Genomic DNA, 13,758 nt, shown 5'->3' on the forward strand with positions numbered 1-13,758 from the left:
TCGCCGGGCACGCCCGTAGGCACGGTGGTCCGGGTAGACTCCGGAGCCATGGGTGCCGCGTCGAACTCCCCCGGAGGGAAGAATGCGCTCTTGCGCGGCCTTCCTTCCATTGAACAACTCTTGCGTCGACCGTCGTTGGAGTCCCGGCTCGCGAACCTTCCCCATGCCCGCGCCGTCGCGGCACTGCGGCTCGCCGTTGAACGTGTGCGCGCAAGGTTGCTCGGGGGGGACCCGCGTCCTTTCGAGGACGCGGACGTGGAGGCGGCGCTCGCGTCCCTGGCCACGCCGAACCTCCGGCGCGTGATCAACGCCACCGGCGTCGTGCTCCACACGAACCTCGGCCGCGCACCGCTCGCTCCAGAAGCCGTGGAGCGAGTTGTCGCCGTGGCCCGGGGCTACTCCAACCTCGAATACGACCTGGACGAAGGCGAACGCGGCAGCCGCTACGCTCCGCTCATCGGCCTCCTGCGCACGCTCACCGGCGCGGAGGACGCCATCGTGGTCAACAACTGCGCGGGGGCCGTGCTCCTCATCCTCGCCGCGCTAGCCTCCGGCCGTGAGTGCGTTGTGTCCCGCGGCGAGCTCGTCGAAATCGGCGGAGGCTTCCGCATCCCGGACGTCATGCGCCAGTCCGGCGCGAAGCTCGTCGAAGTGGGCACCACCAACCGCACCCGCCGCGCGGACTACGCCAACGCACTGAGTCCAGACACCGGCCTCATCGTGAAGGTCCACCGCTCCAACTTCGCGCTCGTCGGCTTCACGGAAGAGGCGCCCCTGACGGAGCTCACCGAGTTGGGACGCTCCCGTGACGTGCCCGTGTTCCAGGACCTGGGCTCCGGCGCACTCATTCCGCTGTCCGGCCCAGGCCTCACCCCGGAGCCCACCGTGGGCCAGGCCATCCGGGACGGCGCGGACGTCGTTGCCTTCTCCGGCGACAAGCTCCTCGGCGGCCCCCAGGCCGGCGTCATCGTTGGCCGCGCGGACCTGCTCCAGCGCATCAAATCCCACCCGCTCACACGTGCGCTGCGTGTCGACAAGATGACGGTCGCGGCCCTGGAGGCGACGCTGGAGCTGTACCGGGATGGCCGCGCGGACGCGGTCCCCACCCAAAGCCTGCTCACCCAGCAACCGGCTTTGTTGCGATCCCGTGCCGAACGCCTGGCGGCCCTGCTCGCGGCGCACGGCGTCGAGGGCCGGGTCGTGTCCGTGGACGGACAAGTAGGTGGAGGTGCCATGCCGCTGTCCCGGTTGCCTTCCTACGCTTGCAGCCTCACCGTAGAAGCGCCGAAAGTATTCCTGGAACGTCTGCGCGAAGCCGAGGTGCCCGTTATTGGCAGGATTGCGGATGACGAGGTCGTTCTCGACGTCCGGTGTCTCTCAGAGGAGGACCTGGGGCAGGTCGCGCAGGCTGTGGCGGCCGCCCGTTCGGGAAGCCAGCCATGATCAACAGCGCCGTGCTCGTTTTAAACCGGTACTACCAACCGGTTCACGTGACGTCAGTCAAACGGGCCTTTTCCCTGCTGTATCAGGGCGTCGCCAAAGCCATCGACGAACAGTACCGGCTGTATGAGTTCGAGGACTGGGCCGCCCTCAGCGCCACCCAGGACAGCATCACCACCATCGACCGCACCATCCGCGTGCCGCGCGTCCTCGTGCTCGGCGCGTATGACCACCTGCCTCGCGCCAAGGTGCGCTTCTCGCGCCTCAACATCTACGCGCGCGACAACGACACCTGCCAGTACTGCGCGAAGCAGCTGCCCCGCAGCGAGCTCAACCTGGACCACGTCAGCCCCCGCACCCAGGGCGGAAAGACGACGTGGGAGAACGTCGTGTGCTCCTGCGTGCCCTGCAACCTGAAGAAGGGCGGGCGCACTCCGGAACAGGCCGGGATGCGGCTGCTCAAGAAGCCCGTACGCCCGCGCTGGACGCCGCTGTTCCGTGGCGCCATCCGCAAGATCACCTACCGGGAGTGGCTGCCGTTCCTCCACCTCGCGGATGTGTCGTACTGGAACGTCGAGCTGCTCGACGAGTGACAGCGAACGGCTCCCCGGCCGCCTGCTCCCCGAGCCTCCGGGCTCCGGGGCGCGGGCTTCGGGCGCTACAGGGTCGGCCGTGAAATGGCGGGGTGTCGACTCGGGCGGTAGGACGGGCTTTGATGCGAGCCTTCGTGAAGCCCGCCCCCCTGCCTCCATCCGCTCCCGCCCCACTGGCTGGCACCTCGCCGCGTGCAGCCAATGACGCATCGCCCTCGGGACCCGCGGGCCTCGCGCGGCGCTCCCGCGCGCGGCGGATCATCGCGGTGGGCGGTGGCAAGGGCGGCATCGGCAAGTCGATGGTGTCCGCCAACCTGGGTGTCGCGCTCGCGCAGGCAGGCCAGAAGGTGCTGCTCGTGGACGCCGACCTGGGCGGCGCCAACCTGCACACCTGCCTGGGCGTGGGCCCTCCAGAGTCCACGCTGTCGGACTTCCTCCGCCGTGGGAAGGCCAACCTCGAAGAGGTGATGGTCTCCACCGGCGTGCCCGGGCTGTCGCTGATCGCCGGCGCACAGGACTCGCTGGACGCGGCGAACCTCAAGTACGCGCAGAAGCAGAAGCTCTTGCGCACGCTGCTGTCGCAGACGACGGCGGACTACCTCATCCTGGACCTGGGCGCGGGCACCAGCTTCAACACGCTCGACTTCTTCCTCATCGCGGACCACGGCCTGCTCGTCGTGCTGCCGGAGCCCACGTCCGTGGAGAACGCGTACCGCTTCGTCAAGGCGGCCTTCTTCCGCAAGCTCCAGCAGACGGAGGCGCGCTACGGCATCCAGGACATGGTCGAGGGCGCGCTGTCCACCCGCGAGGGCGCCCTGCGGACGCTGCACGACATCGTCGCGCAGGTGCGGCGCAAGGCCCCTTCCGACGCGGAGCGGCTGGAGCGCGAGCTGGCGGCGTTCCACGTGCGGCTCGTCGTGAACCAGGCTCGCACGGACGCGGACGAGAAGGTCGGCGCCGCGATGGTGTCCGCGTGGAAGAAGTTCTTCGGCATCGACATGGATGACCTGGGCGCCCTGCGCCACGACGATGAAGCGTGGCGCGCGGTGCGCAAGCGCAAGCCGGTGCTCCTCGAGCGGCCCGATTCGCCCGTATCCCAGGGACTCCAGCGCATCGCAGCGCGTATCCTGACGCTCGACGGCATTTCCCCCGAGTCCGCCATCCCATGAAGCCCTTCGCGCAGCAGACCTACTACGAGATCCTGGAGGTGCCGCCCACGGCGAGCGACGCGGACATCCGCGCGGCCCACCAGCGCCTGATGGAGCTGTATTCGCCGGATTCCATCGCGGTGTACGCGCTGGGGGATCCGGATCAGGTGGAAGCGCTGCGTGACCGGATGAACGAAGCGATGGAGATGCTCACCGACGCGGACCTGCGCGTCGAGTATGACCGCTCCATCGGGCTGACCACGGAGCGGCTGGCGAAGGCCGCCGCGACGGCGGAGGCCGCGGGCGCGGTGGACTCGGCCGCGCGTGTCGCGGAGGCCCTGGCCACCGCGGCGGCGGCGCTGGCGAAGGCCGCGGGCGCGGTGGATGCCGAAAGGCTGGAGGCGGAGTCGCGACTGAAGGCCGCGACGTCCGTGAACGACGATGAAGGGGAGGCGGCTCGCGCGAGCGGGACGCCTGGAAAGAGCGAGGAGCGGATGCGGGGTGAGGAGTCGACGCGGCAGGAGTCCTCGGGGCTGGACGCGCCAGGCGTGCCCTCCGAGCCGGTGATGGTGGGTGGCGTGGCGGTGGTGGAGGCCTTCCGTGCCTCGTTCACCCGGAGCCTGTCGTTCGTCTACGTCCCCGCGAGTCCGCTGCGCGGCCAGGGCAGGGGAGCCACCGAAGCGCCGGCCCCCGCCGTGGACGTGAAGTCCTCCATTGCAGAGAACGCGCCGGCTGCCTCGGCACCCAGGGCCGAGGCGCCTGGCCCGGTCGAGCCCCCTGCCAATGCGGTCGCGTCGCCTGCGGAAGCCGTGCCTCCGGCCGGATCCGTTTCCGCGCCCGCGAGCTCCTCCGTCGAGCCCCCGGAAGCCGCGGAGCCTTCCGCGGCGGTCGCCCCAGACCGCGTTGAGGCCTTCGATGCGCCTGTTGCCTCCGAGGCAACAGAGGTCCCGGCTCCCCAGCCCGTGACGGACCCCCATCCCGTGGCCGCGTCGCCCGTGGCCGAGGTCAGCGCCACTCCCGCCGCGCCGCTCACGCCGGAAGAGAGCGCCACGCCCTCCGCGCTGGTTGCCGCGACTCACGTGCCTGAAGCGGGCGCCGCGCCGGAAGCCAGCGCCGCGCCCCAGGCCCCGGAGACCGGAGCCGTGGCCGCCAGCCCCGCGCCCGCCTCCGACGCGGCGGCGGTGACGACCACCCAGGGCGAGTCGGATCCGAACCCCGCTCCGGGCACTCCGACCCTGGACTCCAGTACGACCGCGCTGGCCCGGATCCCCGCCACCGGGGCCTCCCGCGCCGCCGTTCGGCCCCTGACGTCGTCTCGCCCTGGCGACTCGCGTCCGCCGCAGAAGGGCCCCACGGGGCCGGGCACCGTGAAGGGCCCCACGGTCCGCAAGCTCGGGGACGCCCAGGTCCTGGCTCAGGACTCCGCCATCGCGACCGCCGAGTCCGCGCTGGCCCAGGTGGCCGCCAAGGTCCGCGAGGCCCGTCCCCGGGGCGTGGACATCCCCTCGGATGCAGAGTTCAACGGCGAACTGCTCCGCCGCGTCCGCGAGGCCCGCGGCCTCTCCATCCAGCAGCTGGCCGACCGCACCCGCATCTCCGTGCGTCACCTGGAGAACGTGGAGGCGGACCGCTACACCGCGCTCCCCACCACCGTGTATCTGCGCGGCATCCTCATGAACCTCGCCCGAGAGCTGGGCCTGGACCCCCTGCGCGTGTCCAAGAGCTACCTCGCGCTGTTCTCCGAGAAACCCGCCAAGTCGGGCCGTTGACCGGGAGTTGGCCAGACCCCCTCCCGTGCGACGGGAAAAGTTGACTCGCACGGGGTGGGTGCCTAAGTAGTGGCACGATGACGGAAGAGGAAAAGGTCAAGGCGATGCGACTCGCTCGCGCGATCGCCTCCGATATCTCGCTCTACAACGAGCAGAAGATCATCAAGGGCATCGAGCAGGACAACCTTTTCGAGGTCCTCAAGGAGGAACTGGAAGAGGGGCGAGCGCTCTACAAGAGCCGCGTGAGCGCGGAAATCAGCACCCAGGCGAACTTCTTCGAGCGTGCCATCAACGACATCGTGTTGCGCTCCAAGGCGCACGTGAAGTCGAAGATCTGGTAGCGCCCTCCGCCGTGGCCGCACCCGACACGCGCGAGCACCGTGCCCTCCCCGAAGCCCGGGGTGAGCGACTGGATGCGTACATGGCCCGCGCGTTCCCGGACCTCACGCGCTCCCGCCTCCAGGGCCTCATCGCCGACGGCCACGTGCTGTCGGACGGCAAGCCCGGCAAGACCGCGCAGCGTCTGCGCGGAGGCGAGCTGCTGGTCCTCCACATCCCCGCACCCGTCGCGGCCATCCCGCAGGCGGAAGCCCTGCCCGTGTCCGTACTGCACGAGGACCGCGACCTCGTCGTCGTGGACAAGGCCGCCGGCATGGTGGTGCACCCGGGCGCGGGCCACGCGTCCGGCACGCTCGTCAACGCGCTCCTGCACCGCGTGAAGGACCTGGCCGGCGTGGGCGGCGAGCTGCGCCCCGGCATCGTCCACCGCCTGGACAAGGACACCACCGGCTGCCTCGTCGTCGCCAAGCACGAGCAGGCGCTGGTGGCGCTCCAGAAGGCCTTCAAGACGCGCGAGGTCCAGAAGACGTACCTGGCCCTGGTGCACGGCGTGCCGCCCGCGGAAGGGCGCATCGAGACGCTCTACGGCCGCCACCCCATCCACCGGCAGAAGTTCACCGGCAAGGTGAAGGAGGGCAAGACCGCCATCACCCTGTTCCGCGTGCGCGAGGCCTTCGACGGCGCCGCGCTGGTGGAGGTGGACCTGCTCACCGGCCGCACGCATCAGATCCGCGTCCATCTGGCGGAAGCCGGACACCCGCTCTTGTGCGACGCGCTCTACGGCGCCGGCCGCAAGGCGAAGGGCGCGGTGGCGGAAGCCCAGGAGGCGGTGGGCCGTCAGGCGCTGCACGCGTGGCGCCTGGCCTTCGAGCACCCGCGCACCCACAAGGCGCTGGACCTGGAAGCCCCCCTCCCGGAGGACTTCCAGAAAGCGCTCACGCGCCTGCGCGAGGCGAGCGTCCCCGCGGGCCCGCCCACGAAGGCGAAGCCCGCGGCGAAGAAGCCGGCGGCGAAGAAGGCTACAGGCCGGAAACGCTGATCTGCTGCTGGCGGCGGGAGAGGACCTTGATGGGCTGGATGGCCATCACCCGCATGAAGACGGACAGCAGCTCCGGGTCGAACTTCTGGCGCATCTCCGTCCACATCAGCATCAGCGCCACCTCCGGGCCGTACGCGTCCCGGTAGGGCCTGCGGGAGGTGAGCGCGTCGTACGCGTCGCAGATGGCGATGATCTTCGCGTACACCCCCAGGTTCGTCTTGGGGATGATCATCTGGATGTTGCCGCGCGCGTCCCGCACCGCGGTGCCGTAGTCCGTCTTGTGCTCGAACGTCGTCACCACGCGCAGGAGCGTGGAGCGGCTGAAGCCCTTCTCCATCAGGATGTTGCGCACGCTGATGAGCGGGGCGCGGGCCACCGTCGTCTTCTCGTCCGCGGTGAGCGCGCCGCGCTTGGTGGCCAGCTCCTCCGGCAGCGTCGTCATGCCCGCGTCGTGGAAGAGCGCGATGTAGCCCAGGTCGCGCAGCTGCGGCTTGGTAAGGCCCAGCTCCGCGCCGAACACGATGCACATCAGCGCCACGTTCACCTGATGGTAGACGAGGTAGTCCTCCTCGCGCTTCTGCGTCGTCATGCCCAGGAAGTGGGTGCGCTGATCGTAGGAGATGTCCACGAAGTCCTGCACCAGGCGCAGCGCCCGCGACGAGCCGATGGGCTTCCCCGCGCGCACGGACTCCAGGTACTTCTGCAGGAAGAACACCGCGCGGGCGTACACGGTCATCGCGTACTTCTTGCGGTCGACCTTCTGGTCGCCCGGGTTGTCCATGTCCTTGTTCAGCTTCTCCTTCAGCTTGGAGAACTTCGCCACGCGCATGTTGAGGAGCTTGCGCCCCTGCAGGCCGTCCTCCTCCGCGGTGGAGGACTGCTCCTTGCTGAAGATCCAGACGAAGTTCTTCAGCTCCTGCGTGGTGACGGGCTTGGTCAGCGTGATGCCGCCCACGTCCTTGGCGCGCAGCTCCGACAGCAGGTAGCGCTGGTTCTCGATGGAGTTGAGGTCCACCTTCACCAGCATGCCGTTCAGGTAGAACGAGTCCTTGACGCCCGTCAGCTCCAGCCGGCCTTCCTTGCCGATGATCTGGTTGATGATGTCCTGGAGCTGGTGGAGCGGCTTTTCGAAAACGGCGTTCTCCGGGTCATACATCTTCACCGAGCGCACCAGCATGTAGAGGCCGGCGAGCATGGAGCGCGACAGGTTCTGGAGCTTCTCGTTGTGCTCTCGACCGTACTCGCCCAGGTTTTCGTCCTGGGTCTGATTGATCTTCAGATTGTCGGCCATGGTGTCAGCTCGCCTCTTCCGGCAGCGCCGAGTCCCCGAACAGGGCCTTGCGCGTCTGGTACATCGCCTTGCGGGCCGCGGTGAGGACGTCCAAGGGCTGCGCCTTGTCCTCCAACACGCCCTGCAACATCTTGTAGGACTGGATGGAACCCGCGCCGCCCAGGCCCGTAATCGCCAGCAGCTTGTCCTCCAGCACACGCCGCTTGTTCAGCAGTGACGGCTTCACCGTCAGCAACTGCTGCATCATCGACAGCGCGGCGGGCAGGTTGGTGGCCCCGATGGCCGCGTAGAAGGCGGCCTTCTCGTCGGATGTCTTCTTGTCCCAGCTCGACTCGCGCACCTGCCGCACCAGGTCCGTGAAGGCCCGCTCGCGGTCGAACTCCGGCAGCAGCTTCGCGGCCAGCATGCGCACCTGCGCGACGCCGTCGGTGAGCGCATCCAGGATGATGCGCCGGGCCTCCGCCGTGCGGCCCCGCCCGATGATCTGCATGACCTCCAGCTTCACCACCAGGTTGGGGCTCTTCATCACCTGGCCGAACATCTTCACCCGCTCCGGGTGGTTGCTCTTCTCCAGGATGTAGACCATGTCGCGCACCGTCTGCGGCCGGTCCGACAAGAGGCGCGCGACGAAGGGCTCCGGCAGGTCTCGCGCGAACGTGGCCAGCACGTCGCCAATGAGCAGGCGGTTCTCCGGCAGTTCAATCGTCTCCAACACGCTGAGCAGCGGCAGCACCGAGTCCACGCCCAGCGCCTGCAGGTAGCGCGTCACGTCCTGCGGCTGCCGCGTGCGCGTCGTCTTCAGCGACTCGCCCAGCCGCGTGAGGCGCTGCTCCTCGCCCATCTTGTGGAGGAAGTTGTTGAGCATGCGCCCCAGGTCCTCGCCGCCTTCGCGCTGGGAGAGCGCGCGCAGCTTGAGGACGATCTGGTTCACCGTGGCGAAGTCGTCCTGGAGCAGCAGCATGTCCAGCAGCTGCAGGAAGATCTCCTCCAGCAGCGCCGCGTCATCCACGCCGCCTTCCACCACCTGGAACACCGCGCCCACCAGCTTGGGAAAGAGGCGCGCGTTCTCCTCCTCGGTGATGTCGCGCTGGATGCGGGCCTTCAGGTCGTCCGAGGCGTGCCGGCCGCCCACGACGAGGCCGCGGATCTGCTCCACGCCGTCCAGCTTCGCGTCCAGGTCCTCCGCGGACACGCGCGCGAAGCGCAGGAAGTCATCCGAGTTCGTCTGGAGGCGGGAGTAGAGGTAGCCCACCACCTTGTCCACCTCCACCTGGACCTCGTCCTCGGAGGCGCCCTCCATGGAGAAGCCCTCCACCACCACGTACTCCACCTGCTGCATGCCCGCGCGCCACAGCTGCGCGAGCACGTCGTCCGCGCCGCGCTCCGGCTCCGACAGCGCGATGAGCGTGAGGGTGACCAGCTCCTCCAGCGGCAGCCCCGGCCGGAAGATGAGCTGGCGGATGCCGTCGCGGAAGAACTTGTAGGGCAGCGGCGACTCTTCGGAGAAGAGCGGCTCGCCGTGCAGCATGAAGTTCTGCTGCTCCACCTTCAGCGAGAGCGGTCCGAACTTCTCCGTGTACGTGGAGATGGCCTCCAGCGCCTTGGAGAGGAACTCCGGGAAGCGCGCCTCGTTGTGGCGGTACATGCCAATCTGCTTGATGCCCTTGAGCAGGTGGAACGCGAACGTCTTCGCCAACTCCACCTTTTCGCGGACCTCCGGTGACTGCTCCGGCTCCGCGGTCGCGTCCGTGACTTTCTGGGGCTGTGCCATGAATCCTGGAAGAATCCGGAGGGGGCGGAAGGCCCCGGTGGGGGGAGCCTGGAGTGTACTCCCGTCCAGGTCCGGCTCCCAATTCGACAACTGCCCAGAATCCAGGGGGTTGGCGTGACACCTGGGCAACATGGGGCGGACTGGCGGTGAAGCCCCGGTGTGTTACGCAAGGAGTCCCTTTGCAGCCTGGAGTCCCGTCCATGAAGCGACTGGCCGCGTCCGCCCTGGTCCTGGCGTCCCTCACGGGCTGCTTCCGCATGAGCGTGCGCAGTCCGGCGCCGCGGGATGGCGCACCGGAGGCCCAGACGGGTGTGAGCCTGGTGGAGGGGCTGACGACGTCCAACGTGGCCGCGGCGGAGTGCAGGCATGGCCTGTCGCGGGTGGACGTGTACTGGCCGTGGTGGAGCCCGTTCGTCTACGCCTTCACCTTCGGCATCGTGACGCCGCTGCGAGCGGAATACGTCTGCGCGAAGGGGTCGGCGAACGCTGCCGGCGGCGACACGGAGGTGCCGCCGTCGGTGCCCGGGCTGTGACGGAAACCTCCCCGCGAGCACGAAGCGGGGAGGGTGCTTCAAGCCGTCAGTGCGACGGCGGCGGGGCTTCCGCGCCGCTCTTGCCCTTGACGGCCGAGCGGAACAGGACCGCGGTGAGGACGGCGAAGAACGCCAGGCCCCAGACGTTGGACCACGTCGGGTGCGCCAGCTCGCTCTCGCCCACGGCGTTGAGGAAGGAGCCCACCGCGCCTTCATGCCCGAAGAGGGCGGGCAGGTTGATGGCGCGCGTCCAGGCCCCGTCGCTGGCGATTTCCAGGAACGCGATGAGCACGCCCGCGATGGAGCCGCCCGCGATGTAGCCGGAGGACATCAGCGTGCCGGGAGAGAACTCGGACTCCGCCGCGCTGCCGCCGCGCAGCTTGTCCACGAAGTGGCGCACCATGCCGCCCACGAAGATGGGGGCGCTGCTGCTGATGGGCAGGTACACGCCCACCGCGAAGGGCAGCGAGGACACGCCGCACAGCTCCAGCATCAGCGCGATGAAGACGCCCAGCAGCACCAGGTCCCACGGCAGCCGCTGCGTAAGGATGCCGTCGATGATGAGCGCGAACAGCTGCGCCTTGGGCGCGGAGTAGCGGGTGAGCGTCTGGCCCTCGTACTCGCTGATGCGGCCGCCGATGCCCGGGTCCACCACGTACTGGATGGTGCCCTGGTCATCCACCAGGTAGCGGCCGGCGGGCACGGGCGTGTCCGCGCCGCGCACGAAGCCTTCCTTGTAGATGCGGTCCGGACCGGCGGTGATGGCGCCCGCGTCCGACAGCTTCAGCGACGGGCCGTTGGCCGGCGCCAGCGTGAGGCCGGACAGCTGCTCGGGCGGCATCGGGCGCCAGCTGCGCAGCTCCAGCGCTCCGTCCACCGGCGTCGCGTCCAGGCGCTCCGCCCACAGCGAGCGCTTGAGCTTTTCGGGCGTCATGCCGCGCTGGGTGAGCGCGTCCTGGGACACCGCCCAGCGCCAGGTGTGCTGGGTGCGCGTCTCCTGCGTCAGCTCCGTCACCTGCACGCCCGGGTGCGCTTCCGGGATGACCGCGGTAGCGCCCTGGTTGAGCAGCACCAGCACCAGGCCGATGAACATGGCGCTGGTGAGCACGCCGACGAAGAGGGCGATCTGCTGCTTCTTGGGCGTGCCGCCCACGAGGAACGCCGTCTTCAGGTCCTGCGCGGTGGTGCCGCCGTTGGACGCGGCGATGCCCACGATGGCCGCCGTGGTGAGCGCCATGAAGCGGTCCGGCGACGACGTCCAGCCGAACAGCAGGTACACGAGGCAGGTGACGAGCAGCGTGGCCACCACCATGCCGGAGATGGGGTTGGACGAGGAGCCAATCTCACCGGTGATGCGCGCGCTCACCGTCACGAAGAAGAAGCCGAAGATGACGATGAGGATGGCGGAGATGAAGTTCACGTGCAGCGGCGGCGCCAGCCAGATGGCGAGGATGAGCAGCGCGCTGCCCACCAGCACCACCGTGATGGGCAGGTCCTGATCCGTGCGCAGCACCGTGGGCAGGGCCCCCTTCGTGCCCGACTGGCGCAGCGTCTCCACGCTGCGCTTGAAGGCGCCCACGATGGTGGGCAGGGAGCGGATGAGGCTGATGAGGCCGCCCGTCGCCACCGCGCCCGCGCCAATGTAGAGCACGTACGCGTTGCGGATCTGATCCGGCGACATGTCCTTGATGAGCATCCCGTTGTGCACCAGCAGCGGCGTCTCCATGCCGCTGCCGAAGAAGGAGATCATCGGGATGAGGATGAGGTAGCTGAGCACGCCGCCGGCGAAGGTGATGCCCGCCACGCGAGGCCCGATGATGTAGCCCACGCCCAACAGCTCCGGGGACACCTCCGTGGAGAGCGTCGCGGCCTTGAGCCCCTTGATGGGCGTGCCGATGGCCTCCTTGAAGAGCTTCATCCCGGAGTAGGCGAACTTGTAGACGCCGCCGATGATGAAACCCAGGATGACCGTGCGCGCGTTGGTGCCGCCCTGCTCGCCGACGATGAGCACGTCCGCGCTGGCGGTGCCCTCCGGGTAGGTGAGCTTGCCGTGCTCCTGGACGATGAGGCCCTGGCGCAGGGGAATCATCATCAGCACGCCCAGCACGCCGCCCAGCGCGGCGGTGAGGAACGCGTGCGTGAGGCTGATGTCGTAGCCCAGGATGAGCAGCGCGGGCAGCGCCGCCGCCACGCCGAACGCGAGCGACTCACCCGCGGAGCCCGTCGTCTGGACGATGGTGTTCTCCAGGATGCTGGAGCGCCCCAGGGCCCGGAAGATGGCGATGGAGAGCACCGCCACCGGGATGGACGCGGACACCGTGAGGCCGACCTTGATGGCCAGGTACACGGACGACGCCGCGAACACGATGCCCAGCACCGACCCGAGCACCAGGCCACGGATGGTCAGCTCCGTGGGCGACTGCTCGGGGGGCACATAGGGTTTGTGCGGGGCACCATGCGCCTCCGCGAGAGGGACGCGATCATCGACGACCGGCGGGGAACCGTGGGACAAGCAGGCACTCCTGACAGGAAATCAGGGGGCCCGTTCTAGCAGGGTCTCCGCCGGGGCGCGAAAACAGCCCTCAGCCCTGGGCGGCGAGCGTCTCCGGATCCACCTCCGCCATCAGGGCGGCCAGCTCCGACTTGAGCTTGTCCTTGGCGCGGATCTCCAGCTGGCGCGCGCGCTCGCGGGAGAAGCCGAAGTGCTCGCCCAGCTCCTTGAGCGTCATGGGGCGCTCGTTCATCACGCGCTGCTCGATGATGAAGCGCTCGCGCGGGTCCAGGCGCATGAGGGCGGTGCGGACGCGGTTGTTGATGAGGCCCGCCTCCTCCTTGTCCGCGAACTCGTCGTCCTGGGGCGCCGCCGCGCTCACCACGAAGTCCACGTGGCTGTTGCCGCCGTCCTCGCCCATGGGCGCGTCCAGGGACAAGTCCCGGCCACCCATGCGCTGCTCCATCTCACGCACTTCACCGGGCTTCACATGGAGCTTGCGGGCAATCTCATCCACGTTCACCACGGTCTCGCCGCTGCCCAGCTTCTCCAGCTCCCGGCGGGTGCGTGCCAGACTGAAGAACAGCTTGCGCTGCGCCTGCGTGGTTCCAAGCTTCACCAGGGACCAGCTCTTCAGGATGTAGTTCTGGATGTACGCGCGGATCCACCACACCGCGTACGAGATGAGGCGGATGCCCTTGTCCGGATCGAACTTCTGCACGGCCTTCATCAGGCCGATGTTTCCCTCCTGGATGAGGTCCGACATCTTGATGCCGTAGGAGCGGTACTCGTAGGAGACCTTCACCACGAAGCGCAGGTTGCTCGTCACCAGGCGGTGGCCCGCGGCCAGGTCACCCTTGATGAACCGGCGCGCCAGCTCCTGCTCCTCCTCCACCTTCAGGAGCGAGTACTGGTTGATCTCCGAGAGATACATCGCGAGGGAGCCAGAATTGGACGACTGCTCGGTCGAAGCCTGCATGGATGGATTCTCCAAATCGGGCCTCCTGCCGCGGCGGAGGCGCTTGAAAGGTGCTCTGGGTTCAAGTCCTACAACTTGACGTGTCTGCCCTGAGCAACCGGGATGCCAACCAGGGTTGGATGTATTCGCGTGTGTCTCCGAGGGGTTGGAAGGCGCAGATGGGCGTCCCCTGGCAACGGTCTGTAACCGTTACCCGTGGCCGGTAGGAAAACCGCGGGTCTGCGAGGGGAGAAAATGCACGGCGCGGTGCCCTCGAGCGCACGTCGCCATGACGTTCGCGAATGGGGTTTCGTGAAACGCTTAATGGCGACGGGTGGCGGCTGTGGAGACATTTCTCCACCTCGGCCGGGCGTTCCTGGGGAGGG

The 13,758-nt window shown here is 68.6% G+C and carries 11 protein-coding genes; 7 read left to right on the top strand and 4 right to left on the bottom strand.

The annotated features are described in order from the left end of the window. Positions 1-48: 48 nt before the first annotated feature. From selA to D7Y04_RS12245, 6 genes are all read left to right on the top strand, one after another. The gene (selA, locus tag D7Y04_RS12220; RefSeq protein ID WP_121759449.1) at positions 49-1,443 is read left to right on the top strand and encodes an L-seryl-tRNA(Sec) selenium transferase; all 1,395 of its coding nucleotides are present in this window, start codon (positions 49-51) and stop codon (positions 1,441-1,443) included. Next, the gene (locus tag D7Y04_RS12225) at positions 1,440-2,033 is read left to right on the top strand and encodes an HNH endonuclease (protein ID WP_014396030.1); all 594 of its coding nucleotides are present in this window, start codon (positions 1,440-1,442) and stop codon (positions 2,031-2,033) included. The genes selA and D7Y04_RS12225 overlap by 4 nt, the downstream gene beginning before the upstream one ends. Positions 2,034-2,155: 122 nt before the next feature. Beyond that, positions 2,156-3,202, top strand: a complete 1,047-nt coding sequence (locus D7Y04_RS12230) for a P-loop NTPase (protein WP_233601386.1) — start codon at positions 2,156-2,158, stop codon at positions 3,200-3,202. Continuing rightward, the gene (locus D7Y04_RS12235) at positions 3,199-4,950 is read left to right on the top strand and encodes a helix-turn-helix domain-containing protein (RefSeq protein WP_121759450.1); all 1,752 of its coding nucleotides are present in this window, start codon (positions 3,199-3,201) and stop codon (positions 4,948-4,950) included. The genes D7Y04_RS12230 and D7Y04_RS12235 overlap by 4 nt, the downstream gene beginning before the upstream one ends. A 77-nt stretch (positions 4,951-5,027) precedes the next feature. After that, entirely contained in the window at positions 5,028-5,291 is a 264-nt protein-coding gene (locus tag D7Y04_RS12240) for a hypothetical protein (protein WP_120526362.1), read from the top strand. Positions 5,292-5,302: 11 nt separating this feature from the next. After that, positions 5,303-6,328 (top strand): RluA family pseudouridine synthase, encoded by a 1,026-nt coding sequence (locus D7Y04_RS12245; protein ID WP_120595648.1) that lies wholly within the window; start codon positions 5,303-5,305, stop codon positions 6,326-6,328. Here D7Y04_RS12245 and D7Y04_RS12250 read toward each other — a convergent pair. Beyond that, complete coding sequence (locus D7Y04_RS12250) at positions 6,309-7,619, bottom strand: HD-GYP domain-containing protein (RefSeq protein WP_120595647.1); 1,311 nt, start codon at positions 7,617-7,619, stop codon at positions 6,309-6,311. The two genes, D7Y04_RS12245 and D7Y04_RS12250, sit on opposite strands and share 20 nt — an antisense overlap. A gap of 4 nt (positions 7,620-7,623) precedes the next feature. Further along, positions 7,624-9,390, bottom strand: a complete 1,767-nt coding sequence (locus tag D7Y04_RS12255; protein WP_121759451.1) for a HEAT repeat domain-containing protein — start codon at positions 9,388-9,390, stop codon at positions 7,624-7,626. A gap of 200 nt (positions 9,391-9,590) precedes the next feature. Here D7Y04_RS12255 and D7Y04_RS12260 point away from each other — a divergent pair, with 200 nt between their 5' ends. Further along, a complete protein-coding gene (locus D7Y04_RS12260; protein WP_121759452.1) occupies positions 9,591-9,923 on the top strand; it encodes a hypothetical protein in 333 nt (110 codons plus the stop codon). A 46-nt stretch (positions 9,924-9,969) separates the two neighbouring features. On the opposite strand, the gene D7Y04_RS12265 is transcribed toward D7Y04_RS12260, so the two are convergent. Next, complete coding sequence (locus D7Y04_RS12265) at positions 9,970-12,435, bottom strand: OPT family oligopeptide transporter (RefSeq protein WP_121759453.1); 2,466 nt, start codon at positions 12,433-12,435, stop codon at positions 9,970-9,972. Positions 12,436-12,505: 70 nt separating this feature from the next. Further along, the gene (locus D7Y04_RS12270) at positions 12,506-13,393 is read right to left on the bottom strand and encodes an RNA polymerase factor sigma-32 (protein WP_120557449.1); all 888 of its coding nucleotides are present in this window, start codon (positions 13,391-13,393) and stop codon (positions 12,506-12,508) included. Between the last annotated feature and the right edge of the window lie 365 nt (positions 13,394-13,758).

The organism is Corallococcus sp. AB038B, from assembly GCF_003668955.1.
Taxonomy (GTDB): Bacteria; Myxococcota; Myxococcia; order Myxococcales; family Myxococcaceae; genus Corallococcus; species Corallococcus exiguus.